Here is a 23,544-nt window from a genome sequence, read left to right as displayed (position 1 = left end):
CATTCCTCAGTGGTAATCGTGGCAAGAAGCGCTGGAAACCGGGGCTTCTTACCGGCCCGTGAGGGCCGGTAGAGCATAGTGCGCCTTAGTGACCGGCGCTCTGACCGCCGTCGACGTGGAGGATTTCGCCCGTCACGAAGGGTGCCGAGTCGAGATAGAGGATGGCATTGACGATGTCGCTCATCTCGCCCATATGCCCCATCGGATGCAGCGCGCCGAGTGCCGCGTGGGTTTCGGGTGCGTGCATCGGCGATTTGATAATGCCAGGCGATACCGCGTTGGCGCGAATGCCGCGCTTGGCGTACTCGATAGCCAGCGAGCGCGTGGCGGCGGCGAGGCCGCCCTTGCTCAGCGAGGCCAGCACTGAGGGGACGCCGTCGATCGCGTGATCGACGAGCGTCGTCGTGATTGTGACGACGTGGCCGCTCCCGTGCTTTTCCATGTCTGCGATCGCGAGCTGCGTGATATGGAAGAAACCGTCGAGGTTGGTGCCCTTGATTGCCGCATAGTCTTCCGCCGTGTATTGCGTGAACGGCTTGGCGACGAAAATGCCGGCATTGTTGATCAGCGTGTCGACGCGGCCAAAGCGCGCAACGGCCGTTTCGATGACGCGGCGCGCCGTTGCGGGGTCGGCGATATCGCCGGCCACTGCGACGAGATCGCTATCGTCAGTCTGTTTGATGTTGCGCGAAGTCGCGACCACCTTATGGCCGAGTGCGCGGAATGCCTTGGCGGTTTCGGCGCCGATGCCCTGCGATGCACCCGTGATCACGATGACTTTGGAGGATTGACTCATATGAACCTCGAAGGAAATTGGACTTTGTTTCTGATCGGGCTTGCTGCTCCGATGACGACCAATTTACGCATCCACGCCTTCGGGTTGAAGACAGGAAGCGGACAAACAGTTGTGAGTCGCAGGAACAAATGAGAGCAATCTGGGATCGGCGATGCGCGGCGAGCATGATCTCGTGAATGACGCTGATTTATATCTGGACAACTGAATAAGTTTCGCGGCAGACCGCGCAAGATGATTCAGACCCACATGGGTCTTGCGGTCGAACTCGACCAGGCGGCTTGGGTCGGTCACTTGCCCGAGGGTCAGGTCGCGCACGGTCAGTCCGGCATGATCGATGCCGGGCGTAAGGCTTTTGTCATATATGTTTCGCCTGGGACGCTGCACCGAGCCGCCAGCCCGTTTCATGCGACCTCGAAAATTTTCGCACATAAATCTGCAATGTCAGATATAGTTTCGATCAGATATCGAGGAGGGCGAGCGATGAGCGATCCGGTCAATGAAGATTCCGAGCGCACGCAGAAGCTGCTGTTCGAGTTCGGTCAGGCCCAACACCTGATGGCCACCGAACTCAGGGCAGGGCTCAAGGATGACCCGCGTGCTGGACAGGCTCGAGAACAGCGGGTTCGTGGATCGCGCCGCTTTCCAGGCTGCTCCACGGCCTGGAACGCCCTTTTTTTCGCCAATTATCAGACATGTCAGATAACGGCCCGTGCTTGACGGCATATTCGCATCCAGACGAGAGGACCTAACATGAATCCATCGACCAACCCAGGCGGGCCTGCCCAGCTGACTGGCGCGAAGTTCGCGCTTGGCACCTTCGCCGTGGCGCTCGCTACCTTTATGAACGTGCTGGATTCGTCGATTGCAAACGTCGCGATTCCCACGCTCTCCGGCAACCTCGGCGTATCTATCGACGAAGGCACATGGGTCATTACACTATTCGCCGCAGCCAATGCGGTGTCCATTCCGTTGACTGGTTGGCTGACGCAGCGTGTGGGCCAGGTCAAGCTGTTCATCTGGGCGATCCTGCTGTTCGTGCTTTCGTCGGCGGCCTGCGGTATGGCCCCGAACCTGCTGACACTGCTGGTCGCCCGTATCGTTCAGGGCGCCGTGGCGGGGCCGCTGGTGCCGTTGTCGCAAGCCCTGCTGCTCGCCTCCTTCCCCAAGGACAAGAGTTCAAACGCGCTGGCGCTGTGGGCGATGACCGCAACCGTCGGACCGATCGCGGGGCCCGCGCTCGGCGGCTGGATAACGGACAGCTATAGCTGGTCGTGGATCTTCTATATCAACGTGCCGGTTGGCCTCTTTGCCGCCGGCGTGATCTGGGCGATCTATCGCGACCGCGAGACGCCGGCACGCAAACTGCCCATCGACAAGGTCGGGCTGATCTCACTCATTGCCTGGGTCGCTCCGCTGCAGATCATGCTCGACAAGGGCAAGGACCTCGACTGGTTCAGCTCGCCGCTCATCTGGGTGCTCACCATCGTCGCCGCGGTCAGCTTCGTGTTCTTTCTGATCTGGGAATTGACTGAGGAAAAACCGATCGTCAACCTGCGGCTGTTCACCAGGCGCAACTTCCTCGGCGGCACGATCGCAATTTCGGTCGCCTATGCGATCTTCTTTGCAAACCTCGTGATCCTGCCTCAGTGGATCCAGGGCTTTCTCGGCTACCGCGCGGTGGATGCAGGGCTCGTCACCGCGCCGCTGGGGATTTTCGCGGTGATTCTTGCCCCTGTAATGGGCAAGCTCATGCCGCGCTCCGATCTGCGGGTGCTCGCCACGCTGGCGTTCGCTGGCTTCGCCGCGGTATTCTTCATGCGCTCGAACTACACGAGTGGCGTGGATGCGTGGACGCTGATTCTGCCGACGCTGCTGCAAGGCATTCCCACGGCGCTGTTCTTCACGCCGCTCACCGGTATCATCCTGTCAGGTCTGCGGCCCGACGAGATTCCGGCTGCCGCGGGTCTGTCAAACTTTGCCCGCATTTTCGCCGGCGCCGTGGGCACCTCGCTCATGAGTAACGCCTGGAACGACCGCACGATCCTGCATCACGCGAGGCTGACCGAGCAAACGAGCGTGGAGAATCCGGCTTTCACCGGCGCCATCGCGCACCTGCAGGCGACGCTCGGCGGCGGCATTCCCCGGGCCACGGCCTTTTACGAGGCCTCGCTCAACGCTCAGGCCACCATGCTGGGGTTGAACGATATTTTCTGGATATCGGCGGTGATCTTCGTTGTCATCATCCCATTGATCTGGGTGACGAGGCCGGTCAAGGGCGCTGGCGCGGGCGCGGCAGGCGCGGGCGGACACTGAATTGCTGGCTTGAATACGTTTGAGACAGGCAAAGAGTATCCCGTGTTTTTCTTGACAGTATCTGATATTGCAGATACTGTACGGTCTAACACGGAGGAAGTCGCGATGGACCATTACACGCCAAGGAATTTCATGCTTACCGAAAGTGTCGGCTTCAGGATCGTCAAGGCGCGCAATCTGGTCGTTGCGGAGATGGACGCGGCGCTCAAGGACCTCGATATCACGGGCCAGCAAATGGGCATTCTGCTGTCGCTGGAACAGGGTGTGGCGACCACCCCGTTCGAACTGTCGAAGCTGCTCGGCATCGATACCGGCCTGATGACGCGGATGCTGGACAAACTGGAAACAAAAGGTCTGCTGGAGCGGTCCCGTGACGCAGACGATCGCCGCGTGGTCAATCTGCACCTCACTGCAAAGGGGCTGGAAACGGCGGAACAGATCCCGGAGGTTGCGCCGCAGGTGTTGAACGCCCGCTTGCGCAAATTTACCAAGGCGGAGTTTGCCGAACTGAACCGCCTGCTTCGCAAGTTCACGGACGACTGAACGGTGCGGCCGTCGTGCCGCGTTTTTTCGGCCATAAATCTGATTTGTCAGAAAATGAAATCACAGACTTTTGAATCAAGCATCGGTGCCCGTACGCTGAAGCTGGGCGTATCGGCGATTTCAATGGCTGCACTGGCGGCTTGCGCCAACTATGCGGGCATCCACAGCGACAGTCAGATGGCGCAGCCGCAGCAGTTCGAGACGGCGCAGAGCCTGCCGCAGCAACGGGGGCACTGGCCGTCCGCCGATTGGGTCGACCAGTTTGGCGATGCCCAGCTCAAGGCGCTGATTGCCGAAGCGCTGCAGGGCAGCCCGAGCGTCGAGCAGGCCAAGGCGCGCGTGGCCCAGGCGCAGGCCTATAGCGATACTGCGAAGGCGGACACGCTGCCGCGCGTGGACGCCAGCTACACGCTCACGCGCCAGCAATACAGCGGCACGGCGCTGATTCCGCCGCCGTATGCCGGTTCGTGGCAGACCGAGAACAAGGGGCTGCTCACCGCCTCCTACGATCTTGACCTGTGGGGCAAGAATCGCGAGGCGCTGCGAGCGGCCGTTTCGGAGACGGCCGCGAGCGAAGCCGACGAGGAAATGGTCAAGCTCACGCTGGATACCTCGATCGCACGCACCTACAACCAGTTGGCCCGGCTCTACGCGCTGCGCGACATCGCGCAGGAAGAGGTCGCGCGTCGCGAGCAGATCGACCGCATCACCGCCGGCCGCATTGCCACGGGCCTCGATACGCAGGTGGAACGCAAGACGGCGCAGGCGAACCTGGCGACGAGCCGCTCGCGGGTGAGCGCGCTCGACGGCAGCATTGTTACGACGCGCTACCAGCTGGCCGCTCTGATGGGCAAAGGCCCCGACCGCGGACTCGCGATCACGCGGCCGACGCTGGGCGTGGGCGACGAGGTGCGTTTGCCGGACAACCTGCCCGCCGACCTCGTGAGCCGGCGCCCGGATATCGTCGCGGCGCGCTGGCGCGTGGACGCGATCACGCACGAGGTCAAGCAAGCCAAGGCTGAGTTTTATCCGGACATCAACCTGAGCGCCGCGCTCGGTCTCGACGCGTTCGGCTTTGGCCGCTTCCTGAGCGCCGCGAGTCGCACGGCTTCGGTGGGCCCGGCGGTCCATCTGCCGATCTTCGACGGCGGCGAACTGCGTGCGCAGTTGAAGGGGCGCTACGCCGAGTTCGACTACGCCGTCGCCGCCTACGACCAGACGCTCATCGGCGCGTTGAGCAGCGTGGCGACGCAGCTCGCGCAGATCCAGTCGAGCGATGTGCAACTCGTGGATGCCCAAACCGCACAGCAGGCTGCGCGCGACGCCGACCAGCTTGCAATCACGCAATACAAGGGTGGCCTGACCAATCAGCTCACCGTGCTCAACGCCGACCTCACGGCACTGAACGCCGACGAAGCCATTGCCAACCTGAAGATGGATCGCCGCGACGAGCAGATCGCTTTGGCTTCGGATCTGGGGGGCGGCTATGTGGACCGCTCGGCGGATACGGGCCACCAGGTCGACGCCGCTGCGCAACCCAACACCCGAGCAAATTCCGTCATTGCCGCCGCGCGCTGAAGGGCGCGTGTGCAAACCAGCCAGGGAAAACTGAGATGAGCGAAACGATCACGACCGACCGCGCGCCGGCGGAACAACGCGACGAGCAACAACGCGACGAGCAACACGGCGGCGCGCAAGCGGCCACGGCCCACCACGACGAACAAGCCGCGCCGCCGCGCCGCCGCAAGCGCCTGATCGCGCTGCTCGGCGCCGTGACGTTGATTGCGGGCGCGGCCTATGGCGCGTACTACTTCACGGAAGGCCGTTTTCACGAATCGACCGACGACGCCTATGTAAGCGGCAATCTCGTGCAGCTTACGCCGCAGGTCACGGGCACGGTGGTGGCCGTCAATGCCGACGACACGCAGATCGTGCGGGAGGGGGAGCCGGTCGTGACGCTCGATCCGGCCGACGCAAGAATCGCGCTGGCCAATGCCGAAGCGTCGCTCGGCCAGACGGTGCGACGCGTGAGCGGTCTCTATGTCAACAACGACTTCTATGCGGCGAACGTGGCGCAACGCGAATCGGATCTGGCGCGCGCCAACGACGATCTGCACCGCCGCGTGGCGGTGGCGGACTCGGGCGCCGTCTCGGCCGAGGACATAGCCCACGCGCGCGCCACGGTGCAGGCCGCACAGGCCGCACTCGATGCGGCACGCCAGCAAGGCGCGGCGAATCACGCGCTGACCGATCGCACGTCGGTCGAGCAGCATCCTGACGTGCTGGCGGCCGCCTCGAAAGTGCGCGCGGCCTGGCTGGACTATGCGCGCGACACCTTGCCCGCACCGGTGACGGGTTATGTGGCGCAGCGCCACGTGCAGGTTGGCGAGCGCGTGTCGCCCGGCACGCCGCTCATGGCAATTGTGCCGCTCAACAGCGTGTGGGTGGATGCGAACTTCAAGGAAGTGCAGCTCAAGCACATGCGCGTTGGCCAGCCAGTCACGCTCACCGCCGATGTCTATGGATCGGGGGTGAAGTATCACGGTCGCATCGAAGGCTTTTCGGCGGGCACGGGCAGCGCCTTCGCGACGCTGGCAGCGCAGAACGCCACGGGCAACTGGATCAAGATCGTGCAGCGCCTGCCGGTTCGTATCGCGCTCGATCCACGCGAACTCGCTGCGCGTCCGTTGCGCATTGGTCTTTCGATGACGGTGGATGCCGATACGCGCGACGACTCGGGCTCGCAACTGGGGGCGGCGCAAAACACGCGCTATCGCACCAACGTCTTCGCAGACTACGACGCGCAAGCCGACGGCGTGATCGAAAAGATCATCAAGGAAAACGAAATGGCTGCGACTGCGTTACAAGCCTCGCCGCAGCATGTGGCTGCGCGCGATCACCAGGGCAACGCGGGTTAAGGCGGTCCGTTTCGCGCTCGTGCGCATCGTCGCGCATTTCGCCCCTTCGGATCGCCGCGATGGCCGACTTGTTGCGATGGCCGGAAACGAGCCGGGATTAGCCCCAAACCGTCGCCTGCGCGAACTATACAGGGTGGAATACTGCGACTTCCTGATTGCCGTGGGCGCACGATTCGACGACCATCGCGGAGTTCGTTGAGGTACTGAACGGCTACGTTCGTTGGTACAACGAGAAACGGATCGAGGGCTCCCTTGGCTATTCCAGCCGTTTCTGAAGAACGCGCTGCGATCTCAATTCGCCTATTTCGGGCGAATCATTCATTTCCTTCCTGAAAACGCATCGCTGATCTGTCGCGCCCGTTTGACTTCGTCACTGTGGAGGTAGATTGACGTCGTTGAGACAGAGGCGTGACGCAGGTTGTCTCGCACGGTGGTTAATTCCGCGCCGCGGCCGAGTGCGTGGGTCGCATGCGTGTGCCGCATCCAATGGGGACTCGCCCGTCGCAGTTTTTCCGCAAGCGGTGCGTGATTCGCCTCGATCGCCTTTGCGGCCAGCAGGAAGAAGCGGCGCATCACCATCCACAGGCGCACGCTGCTGATGGCGTCGCCACTGTCGGCTTCGAGACTGCCGACGACCGGAGTTTCCGGGCGCCAGTGCAACTGCGTGACCGGCAGCCCGCGTTCAGCCAGATAGCGCGCAAGCGCGTCCCAGGCGAGCGGCGGCAGCGCCACGCGCGCCAGTTTCTTCCCTTTGCCTGTCACGCGTAGCCAGTGATCGCCGCGCGGATCGGTTTCGACGTGACCAAGCGCAGCGCCGACCAGTTCGCTCGCGCGCAAACCGGTCGCGTAGCCGAAATCGAGCAGAAAGCGCACACGCTGCGCCGCGGGCGCCGACCAGCCGTGGGACCACTCCAGCCCATCCGCGATCGTGCGTGTGAGCGCCCATTCGCCTTCGGTAAATGCGTGGGATGCATCGAGCACGCCAGTCCCACCAGCATCGCGCACCTTCACACCCGCAAACGGATTGGCGAGCACGTAGCGCTGCTCGATCAGCCAGCGGAACAGCGCACCGAGGATCGACAGCGCATGCGCGACCGATCGAGCGGAAAGTCTGCCATTGAACGGCCGCCAGTCCGGCGAGGTGCGCGGCCGAACCGGGCCGACCCAGCGTCCATGCGGCGAGGGGTGGCGCAGGAACGCGCGATAGGCGATGGCATCCTCGGTGGTGAGCGAGGACAGCGCGCGCCCGCGTTCGACGATGGCCCAGAGGATCAGCCGCTCGGCTTCCTTGCGGTAGGTGCGTTGCGTTGCCTGCGACTCGTGCAGCGAAAGCCAGCTCTGGACGGCCTGGTAGTCGTTGGACGCGTCGAGCGTACAGGTGGCCACGGGCGCGCGGAAGGTGCCTTTGGAGCCATCGACCTCGTGCGGCAAACTGATCGATTCCCACGGCACGATGGGACTTTCCCGGCTGGCTGCGATCAGGGCGCGGGCCTTTTCTGTGAGCGCGGGCCGCGCGGCGAAGAATGCTTCGATTGCCTGCGCGCTCGCTGCGCCCAGCCCAGGCACGACTTTCCACCACTGGCGGCGGCGCGGAATGCGCACGGTGAGATCGGCAAGCGTCGTGATCCCATGAGCCTGCAGCACGCGCACGGCGCGCGGGGAGAACCACTGCGCGATGTCGTCAGCGATCTGTGGTTCGCGAGGGCGGGCAGTGCGCAGAATGTCGATGGCCTGCGCGACGGCTTTCGCATGGTGCGTACGCTCGTCCGCGGGGTGATCGAGAAGAGTGGCCAGATCGTCGCGATTGACGGCGCGGGCGATCGCCACGAGCCTGCGTCGGATACGGCCGAGCACGCCGCGCGCGGATTTGCCGTCACCCAGCGCCGAAGGCAGATAGCGCTCGACAGCGGGCCGAACCGCAACACCCGCATACCAGGCGCGCAGAACCGCGAGTTCGGCGGCGTCGGGGAAGCCGGACTGTTCGAGAGTAACAGGAGCGGAAAGAGCAGTGTGACGCGTTTTCATACTGTCGAGTTTACTAGATAAATAAACACCTTATGATAAGAAAAGTTATCTTAATGCTTGTGACATCTCCCCGTTGTTCGCGAAAACTTCAGGCTTTGTCGCAATACGGGAGCTGCCAGGCAGAAGACCCGAGGACGAGCGATCTGATCGATGAGGCAGAGCCTGAATCCGGCTGTAGCGAAGGTGCTCAAGCGCCTGCACTATCCGCTTGATGTAATCCTTCTGCGCATGCGCCGTTACGTTGCGTATCCGTCAAGTCTGCGCCACCTCGAGCAGATGATGGCCGAAGGGCATTTTGGTTGACCATTCGACCGTGCATCGCTGGGCGCTCAAACTGTTGCCGGTGCTGGAGAAAGCGTTCCGGCGCTGCAAGCGGGCAGTCGGCAAGAGCTGGCGTACGGACGAAACGTACATTCGGGTCAGGGGCGGATGGAAATCTGTATCGCGCCGTCGAAAAGACTGGCGACACGATCGATTCCTGCTGCGAGCCCATCGTGACAAGGTTGCGGCCCGGCGCTACTTCGAAAAAGCGATCGCGCAGAACGGCGAGCCGGAGACCGTGACGATTGATAAGAGCGGATCAAATCTGGCGGCGCTACAGGCGCTCAATGTTGAACGTGAGACGCCGATCAGGATCCGCCAGAAGAAGTACCTGAACAATGTTATCGAGCAGGATCACCGGGCCATCAAGTGTCGCACCCGGCCGATGCTGGGGTTCAAGAGTTTTCGATGTGCACGCATCATACTCGGCGGCATCGGGTTCATGCACATGATCGTCAAAGGCCAGATGGAAGACGGCGGCATCGCGTTAGCTCCCGCCCAGCAGTTCTACTCGTTGGCTGCATAAGTATTCCTCATCATCTCGAGTTTGTTTGACTCGACTTCCTTATCGCGACAAAAAACGCTTCGCCGCCCCATCCTCGTTACTGCGACAAAACCATTTAACTTCTTTGTCCCGTCGATTCCCGGCGTACGAGTTGGATGGGAAGCACGTCATGCGATGGCGCACTCATCCCTGACGCGCGGATGCGCTCGACGAGTCTGTGTGCTGCAGTTCGTGCCATGGCCTCGACCGGTTGGCGGATGGATGTCAAACCGATCAGCGGGGATCCCGCCAAAGGCATGTCATCGAAACCGATGATCGAAAGCTCGCCCGGCACACGGATACCGCGCCGGTTCGCGGCCTCAAGCACGCCGAGGGCGATCGTATCGTTACCGGCCACGATCGCCGTCACGGGCTCGGACTTGCCCAGCATCGCCATGGTGCTCGAGTAACCAGCTTCGCTGGTATAGTCGGTCCAGACCACGGAGAGCGAATCGGATGACACGCCGATTTCCTTCAACCAGTCGAGCGCGCCTCGCGCTCGATCCCGACTGGTCGACGTATTGCTCGGTCCCATGATGAAACCGATCTTGCGGTGTCCGAGCTGATAAAGATGCTCGGCCGCGACCGCGCCCGCATGAACGTTGTCGATTTCCACGGTATCGACCGCGACGTCGTCGACCGAGCGAACCACGAGCACGAGCGGCACACCTCTGCGTTGCATCTCCGCGACGACAGGCGAGTCGAGCGTGGCGGTGGCGAAGATCAAGCCGTCCAGATAACCGTCAATCAGCGGACGAAACGCAAGCAGATTCCCCGGATCGTTCATCGGGTCGATCATCAATGTGATCTGGTAGCCGAACTCCTGAAGCGCGTCGTGAAGATGCGTGAGCAGCAGCGTCATGAAGCGGTTGTGAAGCGCGCCGACAACCACACCGATCAATCGCGTTGCGGGCTTGCGTGCGCGCCGTCCCTGCAAGGGCATACGGTAGCCAAGCTCGGCGGCCACCTCGCGCACCGCATTGCGCGTCTCATCGCTGATCGCGGGATGACCCGCAAGAGAACGCGAAACCGTAGAGATGGAGATGCCGAGCCGCTCTGCAACATCCTCAAGCTTGACCTTCGCCGCACGCGTCGCGTGTAAATGTTTTTGCATGATTTTGCATTGGGCGCGTCCTAAAAGGATTGTTCGGAACACGCTGTAATGGAGATTCCAGGGTTTGTTGGGACTGTTTGCGCTGCTTTTGCATAAAAAGTTGCGCTACATTTGCGCCCATCGTAGCGCATGCGTGAGCGCAATGGCAGCGCCGCGTAGACCATCCCCTCTTCAGGAAACAAAAATGGCAATCCAATATCTGAAACACGGCCGCAGCGCCGAAGAATCCTCGCAGGACGCAGCCAAGGTCCGTGACACCGTCACCGGCATTCTCACGGACGTCGCGAAGCGCGGTGACGACGCGGTGCTCGAACTCTCGCAAAAGTTCGACAACTGGGCCCCGGAGAGCTTCCGTCTTTCGGAAGATGAGATCGCCGCGTGCGTGCGTTCGCTGTCGCAAGGCCAACTCGACGACATCAAGTTTGCGCAGGCACAGGTGCGCAATTTTGCACAGGCGCAGCGCGAGTCGATTCGCGACGTCGAAGTCGAAACGCTGCCTGGCGTCGTGCTCGGCCACAAGAACATGCCGGTCGATAGCGTCGCCTGCTATGTGCCGGGCGGCAAATTTCCGCTGGTCGCGTCGGCGCACATGGGCGTCGTGACGGCCAAGGTGGCGGGCGTGCCGCGCATCATCACGGCGTCGCCGCCGGTGCAGGGCAAGCCTAACCCGGCAGTCATCGCCGCCATGCATCTGGGTGGCGCCGACGAGATCTACACGTTCGGCGGCGTGCAGGCCATTGCCGCGATGGCGCTCGGCACGCAGACGATCGATCCGGTGGCGATGGTCGTCGGTCCGGGCAATGCGTTCGTCGCCGAGGCGAAGCGTCAATTGTTCGGGCGCATCGGCATCGACCTCATCGCGGGGCCTTCGGAGACGCTGGTGATCGCCGACGACAGCGTCGACGCGGAAATGTGCGCGACCGATCTGCTGGGACAAGCCGAGCACGGCTTCAATACGCCCGCGATCCTGCTGACCAATTCGCTGCAACTCGCGAAGGACACGATCACGGAAGTCGAACGCATCCTGAAGATCCTGCCGACGGCCAACACGGCGGGTGTGTCCTGGCGCGACTACGGCGCGGTGATCGTGGCGGACACGCTGGAAGAAATGGTGGCCGAAGCGGACCGTATCGCATCGGAGCACGTTCAGGTGATGACGCGCGATCCGGACTACTTCCTGAACAACATGAAGAACTACGGCGCGCTTTTCCTCGGCGCGCGAACCAACGTGGCGTTCGGCGACAAGGTGATCGGCACGAACCACACGCTGCCCACCGGAAAGGCGGCGCGCTATACGGGCGGCCTGTGGGTCGGCAAGTTCATCAAGACGTGCACGTATCAGAAGGTGCTGACGGACGAAGCCAGCGCGCTGATCGGATCGTACTGCTCGCGTCTGTGTGCGATCGAAGGGATGATCGCGCACGGCGAACAGGCGAACATCCGCGTGCGCCGTTATGGTCATCAGGATGTGCCTTACGGCAGCGCCGTGCCGGCCTGACGCATCGTTGCGACGAAAGACGCTTCGGTCAGTCCGCTCAGGTATGACCGAAGCGTCCGCGAATCTGTCTCGGCACGTTCCCCTTTGACCTTCAACAAAGCATTGCCATCCAAAACACAGCAGCGCGCGTGACGGACCAGCACGCCCGGTGCTGAACCGTGCGAAAGCCCTGAAGCGATGGCTTTCGACGTTCACGCAGACGCACACCGGCGAACTCCACGCAAGCACGTTCCCCTGGAGCGCCAGCGTAGCAAATTCAACCGGGTATCCGACCGATCGCGCGGCGCGAGATCTCGACTCGCCGCCGCCGATCGCGCTCGCCGGTTCTGAAAAAAAAGGACTATCAATGAGCGTGATCATCGCACTGGCTGCACTGTGCTTTCTGATGCTGGCGGCCTACAGGGGCTACAGCGTCATTCTGTTTGCTCCCATCGCCGCGCTCGGCGCGGTGCTGTTGACGGACCCATCCTTGATCGCGCCGGTATTTACCGGGCTTTTCATGGACAAGATGGTCGGCTTCATCAAGCTGTATTTTCCCGTTTTCCTGCTCGGCGCGATCTTCGGCAAGCTGATCGAACTGTCGGGTGCATCGCGCTCGATCGTCGCCGCCGTCATTGGCGTGCTTGGACGTGAACGCGCGATTCCGGTCATCGTCATCGTATGCGCGTTGCTGACTTACGGCGGCGTGTCGTTGTTCGTCGTGGTGTTCGCTGTGTATCCGTTCGCGGCCGAAATGTTCCGGCAAAGCGGCATACCGAAGCGGCTCATGCCCGCCACGATCGCACTCGGCGCGTTCACGTTCACGATGGACGCGATGCCCGGCACGCCGCAAATCCAGAACATCATTCCGACGACCTTCTTCAAAACGACATCCTGGGCCGCGCCTTGGCTCGGACTGATCGGATCGGCGTTCATCTTCATCGCCGGCGTTGTGTATCTGGAGGTGCAAAGCCGCCGAGCGATCCGCAACGGCGAAGGCTACGGCACGAATCTTCGCAACGAGCCGGAGACACCTGAGGATGCGCGCTTGCCGCACCCCGTTGTCGCACTGCTGCCGCTCGTGATCGTCGGCGTGGTCAATCTCGTGCTGACGCAACTGATTCCAATCTGGTATCCGGGCACTTATTCGTTCATGTTGCCCGGAATGGGCGCGCCGATCGCGATCGAAATCGCGAAGATCACGGCGATCTGGGCCGTACTCGGCGCATTGTTCGCGGGTATCGTCGTCGTGCTGCTGTTCGGCTTCAACGCGATTCGCGAAAAATTCGCCGACGGCTCGAAAGCCGCAGTAGCGGGCGCGATGCTCGCGACAATGAACACGGCCTCCGAGTACGGGTTCGGCGCGGTGATCGCGGCACTGCCGGGATTTCTCGTCGTCGCGCACGGTCTGCAGTCGATCTCGAATCCGCTGATCAACGAGGCGGTGACGATCAACCTGCTGTCGGGCATCACGGGCTCGTCGTCGGGCGGGATGAGCATTGCGCTCGCCGCGATGGCCGAACGCTTCATCGCATCCGCGAACGCCGCGGGCATTCCGCTCGAAGTCCTTCACCGCGTCGCGTCGATGGCGGCTGGCGGCATGGATACGCTGCCTCATAACGGCGCGGTCATCACGCTGCTCGCGGTCACGGGGCTCACACACCGCGAGTCGTACCGCTACATCTTCGTGATGACGGGCATCAAGGTCATGGCTTCGTTTCTCGCGATCGCGGTTTTCTACGCCACGGGGCTGGTGTGATCGGCCACGCCGACCACACTTGGCCTTCAAAGCCAAAGCCGCGCACTGAATTCAGAACCCAAACCCGCCGCCGTCCACGTTCAGGACCTGACCGGTGATGAAGCGCGAATCGTCGGAGACGAGGAACGCCAGCGCGCCGGTCAGGTCGGCGGGCTCTTCGGTGCGTGGAATGAATTGCCGGGCGCGCAGCGCGTCGAAGGCTTCCGGCGGCAGATTCGCCGCGCTGCCCGGATGTCGCGTGAGTCCCGGCGAAATCGCGTTCACCGTAATGCCGTGCGGACCCAGCTCCGCCGCGAGCGCGCGGGTGAGCCCGATCACCGCCATCTTGCTGCTTGCATAGGCGCTCATGCCGGGGGGCGGTCCCCACACGGTGCTCGAAGCGAGATTGACGATGCGCCCCCAACCGCGCTCGATCATCCCGGCTGAAAACGCTTGCGCGAGCAGGAAGGGCGCGTCCACGTTGACGGTCATGATCTGCCGCCACAGCGTCGCGGTGATCGAAGCGAGCGGCGCCATCGGCATGAAGGCCGCGTTGTTGACGAGCACGTCCACTTTGCCCGTCTGTTCGACGACGCGAGCCGCAAAGCGCGCGACATCGTCCGGCTCGCTCAGATCGCAGGGCAGAGCGCAGGCGCGCCCGCCGTTTCGATGCGCGCGGCGAGGGCGTCGCATGGCGCGCGGTCGGTCAGCACGAGCGAGTGTCCGGATGCCGCGAGTCGCAGCGCGAAGACTTCGCCGAGGCCGCCCGCCGCGCCGGTGACGACGGCGACGCGGTCGTTGTTTGCAGTGAAATCTGTCATGGTGAATTCAGTAGGTTTCGCGTTGTCATGCATCAGATCGGCTCGCGCAGCGCCTGCTGCGCGGCGACCATGACGCGCGTGTGCTCTTCGCGCGAGCCGCCCGTGCACTCGAACTCGCCCATGCGCCCCGACGCCGAGACCACGAGCCGCGCACGGTCGTAGTGGCGTCCCGCGTAGGCGAGCAGTGCGCCTTCGAGCGAGTGGCGGCGCGCGAGTTCGGCGGCGAGCACGAGCGCGCCTTCCACGGCGATGCCCGCGCCCGACGCGAGATGCGGCGTGGTCGCGTGCACGGCGTCACCGAGCAGCACGATGCGCCCGCGATGCCACGGACCGCCGATCATATGCCCCATGAGCGGCCGGTACAAAATCCGGTGCTCGTCGTGCGAACCGTCGAGCAGGCCTTCGCGCAGCGTCGCCAACGGCCCGTCGAATTCTTCGAGCAGTTCGGCAAGCAGGCGCGGCCATTTTTCCTGCGCGACGAAATCCATCCCCTCGCGCTTGTCGAGCACGAACAGATAGCACTGCGTCGCGCTGATCGGATTCATGCCGGCCTTGGTGGTCTTGCCCATGTAGATCGTCGAGTTCTCGCGCGTGCGCGGCACCACCGCGCGCCACGATCCCTGGCCGGTGAATTTCGGGCCCGGAAAATCGGGCTTCACGTGACGGCGCACCGTGGAGTTGACGCCGTCCGAGCCGATCACGAGATCGTAGCGCGCGCGACTGCCGTCGGTGAATTGAACGTCGACGCCGTCCGCATGACAGCATCTCGCTGTCGTTCAACTGGGCGATGCTGACGCCGCACGAACAGGAATTCCTCAAGCAGGAAAACATCGCGGCGGGTGGCACGGGTTATACGGTGGGCCGCACGCAATACGGGCTTAAGCTCGACGCGAATATCGCGCTCTCGCGCAGCATCATTCTGAGTCCGTACGTGATGCGCACGTGGAATACGAATACGTGGGGCAATCCGTCGTTTGCGGGGACGCCGAGGAACGGCTTCGTGGCGGGCATTCTTGCGAGCGTGTTCTTCGACAAGATGCTTGGCCTGACCGATCGTTGACAGCCATCGCTGGTGGCACAACAGCGGCAAGCTGCTCAACAGATGCCTACGCCGACTATCGCGACCACCTGCTGCCGTGGCGACAGTGTGAGCAGCAGCTGCCCGACCACTGCGCGAAGGTCGGCCTGCCCGAAACGGGCAGCGAATTCGTTGCCCAACTGCGTTGCGCGCGGCGAGGCAGGGTGCCCCCGCGCATCCGTTCGGCGACAACGCCCTTTCGCATTGCTCGTTAGCGGAATCGCCTGAAAAAACGGCGCATATCCTCGGCCAGAAGATCAGGCTCTTCCATCGCGGCGAAATGGCCACCGCGAGGCATGTCTGTCCATTGGACGACGTCAAACACGCGTTCGAGCCACGACCTCGGCGGCCTGTTGATCTCCTTCGGAAAGCGAGCGAATGCGACCGGCGGCAGCACGCGCTCTCCAGCAGCGAAGCGAAAGGGTTGCAGCCGGTTTTCCCAATACATCTGCATCGACGTACCGATGCTTCCGGTGAACCAGTAAACCGAAAGGTTAGTCAGTAAGGCATCTTTTGAGAAGCGGCGCTCGATCACGCCGTCACAGTCGCTCCATGCACGAAACTTCTCGCCGATCCACGCGGCTAGTCCCGCCGGTGAGTCGTTGAGTGACGCGGCCGCTGTTTGCGGTTTCGTCGCGTGCATATGCGCATAGCCGCCCTCCAGCACGGCCCATTCGGCTTTCTCGCGAAGATAGTCCTGTTCCGCCGGGGTGAGCGAGGCGTTTGCGGCATCGACGGTGGGTTCGTACGAGCCAGGCAGGAAATTCAGGTGGATACCGTCCACCGCATCGCTGTGCCGCGAAGCCAGCGCGATCGACACGCCCGCGCCGAGGTCGCCGCCCTGCGCGCCGAAGCGCTCATAGCCGAGGCCTCGCATGAGCGCGGCCCACAGATCGGCTACCTGGAATGCGGAAGCTCCGGGCTTCGCGGGCGCGGGCGAAAACGCGAAGCCGGGGAGCGAAGGCACGACGACATCGAATGCATCTGCCGGGTCCGCGCCGAATGCGGCGGGGTCGCAAAGGCGATCGAGCAGCGCGTGGAATTCGACAAACGAGCCGGGCCAGCCATGCGTGAGGACGAGCGGGTAGGGCCTTGGGCCCACGCCGCGCCGATGCACGAAGTGCACGCGCTGGCCGCCCGCATCGGTCGCCACGTCGGCCATGAACTGCGGTTGCTGGTTCAGTGCACGTTCGGCGACGCGCCAGTCGAATTCGTCTGCCCACCACGCGACCAGTTCTCGCAGCCATGCGTTGTCCACGCCCTGCTGCCATGCCGGCGCAGGCGTGGCGTTCGCCCAGCGCGTGGCGCGCAAGCGCCGGCGCAAGTCGTTGATTGCTTCGTCGGGGACGTGGATCTCGAATCGGTCGATATACATGGTGGATCGTCCTAAGCAGGCTGTTGAAAAAGCTCCAGTTCTCGTCATTGAAGCGGGAGCGGCAAACGTTGAAACAAGGGAGTGGACAAGGTTGTGTCGCATTAGTGCGGGGACGCCAGGATGCGCATCTGACGAACCTGCACTGACCCGATGATGATGAAGGCACCGACGCCACGAACGGCCCTTGCCCCAGGCATTGCGAAGGTTCTGAAGCGACTGCACTATCCGCTCGATGTCATCCTGATGTGCGTGTGCTGGTATGTGGCCTATGGGCTGAGCCTGCGAAATCTCGAAGAGATGATGGCTGAACGCGGCGTTGATGTCGATCATTCAACCGTGCATCGAAGGGCCATCAAGCTGCTGCCTGCTCTGGAAAAGGTGTTCCGGGTCCGCAAGCATCCAGTCGGCAAGAGCTGTCGCGCAGATGAGACATCGTTCAGGCCTTTTCAACACGAAGCCGACGTAAACCGCGCCGATATGAGGATGTGGCCCACGTCGGAATTAAACCAGCCTCCCTTTTGGCGGGCCTTTCTTTTTGGGCTTCAACCACCCTCACGCAAGAGCCGCTTTCTTCTTTCTTCGGTTTCGCCGGGATAGAGCGTGCCGCGTAGCCACGGAGTAGGGAGGTCAGTCAAGCAGGGTTCGGAATCAAGCTCGCGCCCGGAGAGCTCCCAGACGCCCAATGCTTTAGTAATGCCCCCTCAAATCCAACGTCGGTAGAAGTAGAATTTTCTCGCTAAGAGTGAGTTCTGCAGACGAGGGAGTCGAGATTCACGGACAGCCAGGTATTGGAGGCGCTCAAGCGCGCGGAGGCTGGGCAGGGGGGCGGGAGCTATGCCGGGAACCGGGCATCAGCTCGGCAGCGTTTTATATATGACGCTCGAAGCACGGCGGCATGAACGCAGCGATGATGTCGCGCATGAAGGAGCTTGAGGCGCAGAATGCCCGGCTTCGTAAGATGTACATCGAAGATAAGCACGGCCGGGCGGTGCTTAGCCGCTGTCCGAGCACGAAGGAACGCTCGACGGGCCAGCCTGCAACGTCGACAATCGATGTTCACTCCATCGACAATCTCGTACCCATGTTGAGAAGAAGAGCTTTCGCCGCGTTTCTGTTCGCCGCCTTGTTTGGCGACTGCCCGGCAGCCTCGGACCAATCGCACAGGCCACCTGGGCCCGTGATGATGGTCCATTTCGACTACTACCCTCAGGATATGCCGAGAATTCACGCTTTGGAGCGCCGGCTAGAAAGCGCGATAAAGCGTGCGGGAGTGGGCGAACTCGGTGAGACCGAATTTCACCTCGACGGGAACGACGGCTATTTTTATATGTACGGAGCCGATCCGGATCGCATGTACACGGTAGTGAGCCCAATCCTGAAATCGTCCAGACTGATGAGCGATGCCGAAGTCACGAAGCACTATGGCTCCCACACGCAAACAGCCGTGTTGCACCGAGACGGCGAGCATAACGACTCGGGAAAGTAACGGGCAATGGCGGCCTTCTGGCGACTCGACTGTCCCTTCGCGTCGCAACGCAGCCGGAGGGGGATCAGGAATTCCAATGGCAGCTTCCAGAGTTCAGTTGCTCCCGGAAGCGACGGTGAACAGGCAACGTGTCGGGCAAAGAGGACGGTGAACTGAATATCCGCGAACGACCGCTGAGCAGCGTATGGCGGTCTCTCCCAGACGACATATGCGCCGACCATGCCGGCCGTCGCGCCTCGGTCAAGCGCGTTTTAGTGTTGACCTCAGGAACTGTCCCGCCACGAAGATATCGCGCTCCACTGCTCGCCGCGCCGCGGCGGCATCCCGCCTGTCCAGCGCATCCATCAGGTCTTCGTGGGCGTCGTTCAACACGGCCGAGGCTTCGGATGCGTCGAAGAGGCGGTTCGAGATTGGGCCGGCCTTCAGCCACAGCGTATCGATCAGTTCGAACAGCAAGGGCGAGCCGGCCGCCTTGTAGAGCAGGACATGGAACTCTTCGTTGGCGGCCAGGTAATCGGTGGGTTGGTCGGCCTTCAAAGAAACGGCGGGCTGCTTCAGCGTTTGTTTGCCTCGCTCGGGCGTCCTGGCGCGAGGCGGCTGATCCGTGGGGGTTTTCAACGCCTTTCCCATGCGCTGGCAAAGCTTGCGCAGCGTGGCAAGTTCGGCCGGCTCCAGCCTCAGGCAGCCGCGCTCGGCGGCCTCGCCTTCGAGCAGCATGCGCATTTGCAGCAGATCGTCGAACTCGGGCAGCGTAAGCCTGGGGACGATCATCCCGGCGTTGGGCACGTTCACCAGCGCACCCTCTGCAGCCAGACGCTGCAGCGCGGCGCGCACCGGCATCTGACCTACCCCCATCTCGGCTGCCACGTTGCGGATCTTCAACCGCTCGCCGGGAAGGAAGCGGCCTACAGTGACCCATTGCCGCAACGTGGCGTAGGTAGTGTCTTGCTGTGTGGTGGTGGATTCGATGTTGTTACTCATGAATCGGTCGTGGCGGTGAGCGAAGCCAGTACAGCATCGAATGCGGTGAGCAGGCGCTGCACGTGCATCTGGGTAGTGTCAGGGCAAACGAGCATCATATTGTGAAATGGAGTGATCAACACGCCGCGGTTCAGCAAGGCCAGATGAAGGGCGTGCTCCAGCTCGGCATCCATGACCGCCTCGGCCTGGCTGCCGTTGCGCGGCGGCTGCGGACAGAACTGGAACTCTACCCGGGCGCCCACCTGGGTGACGCACCAGGGCAGGCTGCAGCGGGCGATGATCGTGCGCAGTCCGGCGGCCAGTTGCTCGGCCAGGGCGTGCATGGGGGCGAAGACCTGGGGCGTCATCAGGTGGGTGAGGGTGGCGCGCATCGCCGCCATGGCCAGCGAGTTGGCGGTAAGCGTGGTGCCGATGCCCGAGTGGCCCGGCGGCGCGGCGCGCTTTGCGGCCTCGGCGCGCTCGGCCAGCGCGGCGCTGAAGCCATAGGCCGCGCACGGCATGCCGCCGCCCAGTGCCTTGCCCACTACCACGGCATCGGGCTGCAAGCCGTGAGCGCGCGCATAGCCGCCGGGGCCGCTGCTGAGCGTGTGGGTCTCGTCCAGCACCAGCAGGCTGCCGTGGCGGCGGATGATATCTTGCGCCTGCGCCCAGTAGCCCGGTTCGGGCAGCACCATGCCGATGTTGGTCATCACCGGCTCGGCCAGAATGCAGGCCACGTCACCCGGCGCCAGCGCTGCATCCAGCGCGGCCAGGTCGTTGAATTCCACTACGCGCGTGGTGGCGGTGAGATCGTGCACCTGGCCCAGCAGACTGGCGCGTTGCGTGGGCTGGCCGTCCACCAGGTCGACGAAGACGTCATCGACCGTGCCGTGGTAGCAGCCGTTGAACACCAGCAAGGTACGCCGCCCGGTGGCCGCACGTACCCAGCGCAGCAAGAAACGGTTGGCGTCGCTGGCGGTCATGGCGAACTGCCATTTCGGCAGGCCGAAATGCTGAGCCAGCAATTCACCCACGACGGATGCGTCCTCGTTGGGCAGCATGGTGGTCAGGCCGCGCTGTGCCTGGGTCGCCAGTGCATCGGCAACTACGGCGGGCGAGTGGCCGAACATGGCGCCGGTGTCACCCAGGCAGAAATCGGCCAGCGTGTGGCCGTCCACGTCGGTGAGTTGCGCCCCCTGGGCCTGGGCCACGTGCAGCGCGAAAGGCGTGGACCAGTCGTTCATCCAGTGCAGCGGCACGCCGAACATCAGCTGCGGCGCGGCGCGTGTGGACATCACTTGCGACTTCGGGTTGCGTTGCGCGTACTCGGCGCGTTCGCGTGCTAGCACGGCCCGTACGCGTTCGCGCTCAATGCCGGTATGTTGAATGGTGTGGTTCATTGCGGCCTCCTCATACCAGCAGTAACAGGTGCTCTCGTTCCCACGAACTGATCACCCGGTTGTAGGTGGAAAATTCCAGTTCCTTCACGGCGCAGAAGGCGTCGACGAAGGTTTCGCCCAGTACATCCTTCATGGCGTCGCAGGCGCGCATGACCTCGATAGCGCTTTCGAGATGGCGCGGCAGTTCGTGGGCGACGTTCCAGGCGCTGCCGTCGGTGGGCTCGCTGGGATGCAGCCGGTCGCGCATGCCGATGTAGCCGCAGGCCAGCGTGGCGGCCATGGCCAGATAGGGATTGGCGTCAACGCCGGGCACGCGGTTTTCAACCCGGCGGGCGGCGGGGCCGGACTTGGGGATGCGGATACCGCAGGTGCGGTTGTCCTGGCCCCAGCGCACATTGATAGGTGCCGACATGTAGGGCGCCAGCCGCCGGTACGAATTGACGTAGGGCGCCAGCATAGGCATCACCTGCGGGATATAGGTTTGCAGTCCGCCGATGAAGTGATGGAAGTGTTCGCTGGCTGTGCCGTCGGTGTTGCTGAAGATGTTGCGTCCTTCGCCGTCGTTGATGCTCTGATGGATGTGCATGGCGCTGCCGGGTTCGCCCTCCATGGGTTTGGCCATGAACGTGGCAAATACCCCGTGGCGCAGCGCCGTCTCGCGCACCGTGCGCTTGAACAGGAAAACCCGGTCGGCCAGGTCGAGCGGTTCGCCATGGCTGAAGTTGATCTCCATCTGCCCCGGGCCGGCCTCGTGGATCAGCGTTTCCACGCCTAGCCGGTGCTGGTCGCAGAAGGCGGAGAGTTCCATGAAGAAGGGATCGAAGTCGTTCACCGCGTCGATGGAGTAGCTCTGCCGCCCCACCTCGGGCTTTCCAGTGCGCCCCAGCGGCGGCTGCAGAGGCTCGTGCGGGTTCTGATTGCGCGCCACCAGATAGAACTCCATCTCGGGCGCCACGACGGGCTGCCAGCCGCGTGCTTCGTACAGCGCCAGCACGCGGCGTAGCACCGCGCGGGGCGAGAGTTGCACCGGCTGGCCGTCCCACTCCAGGCAGTCGTGGATGACCACGGCCACCGGTTCGGCTGCCCAGGGCACGATACGGACGGTGGCGGCGTCGGGCCTGCAGACCATGTCTGGGTCGGTATCGCCCACGAAGGGGCCGTTGTCGGGCTGTTGCCCGTTCACGGTGTTGAGCAGCACGCTCTTGGGGATGCGCATCTCGCCCGACGCCGTGAACAGATCGCGCGGAAGGATCTTGCCGCGCGCGATGCCCGTCATGTCGGGGATCACACACTCCACCTCATGGATGCGGTGCTGGGTCAGGAAGTTGCTCAAAGCGTCATTCATGGCGTATCACCTACGATGTGATCACAAAATTACATTTTTTTGAATGATAGCGCAAATATTGCCAATATTGTGATCACAAATGTAGGCCTGTGGGCGATAGGCCAATTTGCGACAGCGCCAGCACCTGGCAGTCGCAGGTCCACGGGCATCCCCACGGTATGCCCCGTTCCAGCCATTCTCAGAGTCAAATGGCAAATGGCCGGTCTAAATGCAGAACCGGCCATTTCTTTTTAATGGGCTATTGACTGCCAAGGCTGAGAGGTCTGGAAACAGACCTGCCGTCAGATTTCTGGGTGGTGCAGTCGTTTGGGCATCAGCTTCGGAGATCGGACTGCCGGCTGCTTCTGGCCGGTCACCGTCTCGGGCGTCCCGCGTGAGAGCGACGATTCGCGGCGGCGGGGGCGGGGGGAGCCACTTCGGACTTTGTACATCCTATAAAATGGACGCCCGATCTAACCTATTCTCGCCTCTCGGTAACCGGTCACGGAGCCGCAGAGATCGCGCGCTGCACGTAACGATCGAAGTGGTTCCGATACCAATCAATCATTCCCAGCATATGCGACTCGGCCGATGGCATATCTCCCGCGTCTACAAGTTCGGCGCACGCGGCGGCCACTGCGGTAAGAGTTCGCGCCGTTTCCGGGACATAAGGTAGATCGAGATTCCTGTCGTGACGCACCCGGATTACTTCGTAGCGAACGTTCTCGGGTAAAGTCCACGCACTGGTCAAGAATTCTTGTACGCTCACATGCCGGCTGCCTACCTGGAGCGAACGACTGCGATGCTCTTCAGCATAGCCGGCCAGTTCCAACCGCTCGCAACTGTCGATAGCTGCGTTTAGAACTTCACGAATCAATTTCCAGTTCGTTTTCATTTCACTCCTTTTCAGCAGCTTTAATCGAATGTGCGATAGAGATAGACTCACCTGCCGCGGATCTTCAGGTGCGTTTCATCGACGCGTCCCGATTGTCCTGTGGGTGTGCCGAAGCGGCTCCAGCGTCTGACGAACTCCGGCGCATAACGTCGCACCCAACGCAGGATCGTCGTGTGGGCCAGCGACAAACCCCGTTCTGCCATTATCTCCGAGAGATCGCGCAGACTGACCTTGTAACGCAGGTACCAGCGAACGCACAGAATTATCACCTCGCGGTCGAAGTGACGGACTGCGAACAGTTCCTCCAGGCTCTTCGGCTTGCTCATCGTCGGCTCTCTATTCGTTCAGCCCGACACTCTAACCGATTCGCCGGCGCCATTTGCACCAGACTGTTGGCCAAATCCCCCAGCATAGGC

Annotated in this window: 22 protein-coding genes and 3 pseudogenes; 13 read left to right on the top strand and 12 right to left on the bottom strand. The window is 62.6% G+C overall.

The genetic code is table 11. The features are described 5' to 3' along the window. Positions 1-85: 85 nt before the first annotated feature. Positions 86-796, bottom strand: coding sequence for an SDR family NAD(P)-dependent oxidoreductase (locus tag F4827_RS20360; protein ID WP_183726432.1), 711 nt, complete (start codon positions 794-796; stop codon positions 86-88). A 231-nt stretch (positions 797-1,027) separates the two neighbouring features. On the opposite strand from F4827_RS20360, the gene F4827_RS20355 reads away from it, so the two are divergent. The 6 genes and pseudogenes from F4827_RS20355 to F4827_RS36005 form a co-directional block, all read left to right on the top strand. Further along, positions 1,028-1,513, top strand: coding sequence for a hypothetical protein (locus F4827_RS20355; protein ID WP_183726430.1), 486 nt, complete (start codon positions 1,028-1,030; stop codon positions 1,511-1,513). Between the two features lie 33 nt (positions 1,514-1,546). Next, positions 1,547-3,109, top strand: coding sequence for a DHA2 family efflux MFS transporter permease subunit (locus F4827_RS20350; protein WP_183726428.1), 1,563 nt, complete (start codon positions 1,547-1,549; stop codon positions 3,107-3,109). Between the two features lie 105 nt (positions 3,110-3,214). Continuing rightward, positions 3,215-3,652, top strand: coding sequence for a MarR family winged helix-turn-helix transcriptional regulator (locus F4827_RS20345; RefSeq protein WP_183726426.1), 438 nt, complete (start codon positions 3,215-3,217; stop codon positions 3,650-3,652). A 54-nt stretch (positions 3,653-3,706) separates the two neighbouring features. Continuing rightward, a complete protein-coding gene (locus F4827_RS20340; RefSeq protein ID WP_183726424.1) occupies positions 3,707-5,230 on the top strand; it encodes an efflux transporter outer membrane subunit in 1,524 nt (507 codons plus the stop codon). A gap of 35 nt (positions 5,231-5,265) precedes the next feature. Further along, positions 5,266-6,570: an HlyD family efflux transporter periplasmic adaptor subunit gene (locus tag F4827_RS20335; protein WP_183726422.1), complete on the top strand. Its 1,305-nt coding sequence runs from the start codon at positions 5,266-5,268 to the stop codon at positions 6,568-6,570. Positions 6,571-6,743: 173 nt separating this feature from the next. Next, positions 6,744-6,845 (top strand): annotated as a pseudogene (locus tag F4827_RS36005) (IS3 family transposase); the annotation flags it as partial. A gap of 43 nt (positions 6,846-6,888) precedes the next feature. Here the strand turns inward: F4827_RS36005 and F4827_RS20330 are convergent. Beyond that, the gene (locus tag F4827_RS20330) at positions 6,889-8,595 is read right to left on the bottom strand and encodes a site-specific integrase (protein WP_183726420.1); all 1,707 of its coding nucleotides are present in this window, start codon (positions 8,593-8,595) and stop codon (positions 6,889-6,891) included. A gap of 150 nt (positions 8,596-8,745) precedes the next feature. On the opposite strand from F4827_RS20330, the gene F4827_RS36000 reads away from it, so the two are divergent. Together F4827_RS36000 and F4827_RS20325 are read left to right on the top strand one after the other, a co-directional pair. Next, positions 8,746-8,898, top strand: coding sequence for a hypothetical protein (locus F4827_RS36000; protein WP_409258831.1), 153 nt, complete (start codon positions 8,746-8,748; stop codon positions 8,896-8,898). Further along, entirely contained in the window at positions 8,891-9,442 is a 552-nt protein-coding gene (locus F4827_RS20325; protein ID WP_409258830.1) for an IS6 family transposase, read from the top strand. Before F4827_RS36000 ends, F4827_RS20325 begins: the two co-directional genes overlap by 8 nt. Before the next feature lie 94 nt (positions 9,443-9,536). On the opposite strand, the gene F4827_RS20320 is transcribed toward F4827_RS20325, so the two are convergent. Then, positions 9,537-10,574, bottom strand: a complete 1,038-nt coding sequence (locus tag F4827_RS20320; protein ID WP_183726415.1) for a LacI family DNA-binding transcriptional regulator — start codon at positions 10,572-10,574, stop codon at positions 9,537-9,539. Between the two features lie 184 nt (positions 10,575-10,758). Between F4827_RS20320 and hisD the strand changes: the two genes are divergently transcribed. Continuing rightward, positions 10,759-12,072, top strand: coding sequence for a histidinol dehydrogenase (gene hisD, locus F4827_RS20315; protein ID WP_183726413.1), 1,314 nt, complete (start codon positions 10,759-10,761; stop codon positions 12,070-12,072). 346 nt (positions 12,073-12,418) lie between these two features. Beyond that, positions 12,419-13,810 (top strand): GntP family permease, encoded by a 1,392-nt coding sequence (locus F4827_RS20310; protein WP_183726411.1) that lies wholly within the window; start codon positions 12,419-12,421, stop codon positions 13,808-13,810. Between the two features lie 51 nt (positions 13,811-13,861). On the opposite strand, the gene F4827_RS20305 is transcribed toward F4827_RS20310, so the two are convergent. From F4827_RS20305 to F4827_RS20300, 3 genes and pseudogenes are all read right to left on the bottom strand, one after another. Then, a complete protein-coding gene (locus F4827_RS20305; protein WP_260175331.1) occupies positions 13,862-14,482 on the bottom strand; it encodes an SDR family NAD(P)-dependent oxidoreductase in 621 nt (206 codons plus the stop codon). Further along, entirely contained in the window at positions 14,419-14,610 is a 192-nt protein-coding gene (locus F4827_RS35450; RefSeq protein ID WP_260175330.1) for an SDR family NAD(P)-dependent oxidoreductase, read from the bottom strand. Before F4827_RS35450 ends, F4827_RS20305 begins: the two co-directional genes overlap by 64 nt. A 32-nt stretch (positions 14,611-14,642) precedes the next feature. Next, a pseudogene (locus tag F4827_RS20300) lies at positions 14,643-15,317 on the bottom strand (FAD-dependent monooxygenase); the annotation flags it as partial. A gap of 80 nt (positions 15,318-15,397) precedes the next feature. On the opposite strand from F4827_RS20300, the gene F4827_RS20295 reads away from it, so the two are divergent. Then, positions 15,398-15,670, top strand: coding sequence for a hypothetical protein (locus F4827_RS20295; protein ID WP_183726407.1), 273 nt, complete (start codon positions 15,398-15,400; stop codon positions 15,668-15,670). A 229-nt stretch (positions 15,671-15,899) separates the two neighbouring features. Here F4827_RS20295 and F4827_RS20290 read toward each other — a convergent pair whose 3' ends face one another. Continuing rightward, positions 15,900-17,063, bottom strand: a complete 1,164-nt coding sequence (locus F4827_RS20290; RefSeq protein ID WP_183726405.1) for an epoxide hydrolase family protein — start codon at positions 17,061-17,063, stop codon at positions 15,900-15,902. A 150-nt stretch (positions 17,064-17,213) separates the two neighbouring features. Between F4827_RS20290 and F4827_RS35445 the strand changes: the two genes are divergently transcribed. After that, the gene (locus F4827_RS35445; protein ID WP_409258829.1) at positions 17,214-17,660 is read left to right on the top strand and encodes a transposase; all 447 of its coding nucleotides are present in this window, start codon (positions 17,214-17,216) and stop codon (positions 17,658-17,660) included. Positions 17,661-17,958: 298 nt separating this feature from the next. Further along, entirely contained in the window at positions 17,959-18,549 is a 591-nt protein-coding gene (locus F4827_RS35995) for a hypothetical protein (RefSeq protein ID WP_409258828.1), read from the top strand. Positions 18,550-18,789: 240 nt separating this feature from the next. On the opposite strand, the gene F4827_RS20275 is transcribed toward F4827_RS35995, so the two are convergent. From F4827_RS20275 to F4827_RS20255, 5 genes and pseudogenes are all read right to left on the bottom strand, one after another. Beyond that, positions 18,790-19,530: a GntR family transcriptional regulator gene (locus F4827_RS20275; protein ID WP_183726403.1), complete on the bottom strand. Its 741-nt coding sequence runs from the start codon at positions 19,528-19,530 to the stop codon at positions 18,790-18,792. Then, entirely contained in the window at positions 19,527-20,909 is a 1,383-nt protein-coding gene (locus F4827_RS20270; protein WP_183726401.1) for an aspartate aminotransferase family protein, read from the bottom strand. Before F4827_RS20270 ends, F4827_RS20275 begins: the two co-directional genes overlap by 4 nt. A gap of 10 nt (positions 20,910-20,919) precedes the next feature. After that, positions 20,920-22,254 (bottom strand): glutamine synthetase family protein, encoded by a 1,335-nt coding sequence (locus F4827_RS20265; RefSeq protein WP_183726399.1) that lies wholly within the window; start codon positions 22,252-22,254, stop codon positions 20,920-20,922. 481 nt (positions 22,255-22,735) lie between these two features. Continuing rightward, on the bottom strand, positions 22,736-23,128 hold the full coding sequence (locus tag F4827_RS20260) for a hypothetical protein (RefSeq protein WP_183726397.1): 393 nt from the start codon (positions 23,126-23,128) through the stop codon (positions 22,736-22,738). 50 nt (positions 23,129-23,178) lie between these two features. Next, a pseudogene (locus tag F4827_RS20255) lies at positions 23,179-23,454 on the bottom strand (IS6 family transposase); the annotation flags it as partial. Positions 23,455-23,544 lie beyond the last annotated feature (90 nt).

The sequence above is a fragment of the Paraburkholderia bannensis genome, assembly GCF_014200455.1.
Lineage (GTDB): Bacteria > Pseudomonadota > Gammaproteobacteria > Burkholderiales > Burkholderiaceae > Paraburkholderia > Paraburkholderia bannensis_A.
Note: the sequence above shows the minus strand (reverse complement) of the source record. Positions and strands in the feature narration are given on the sequence as shown.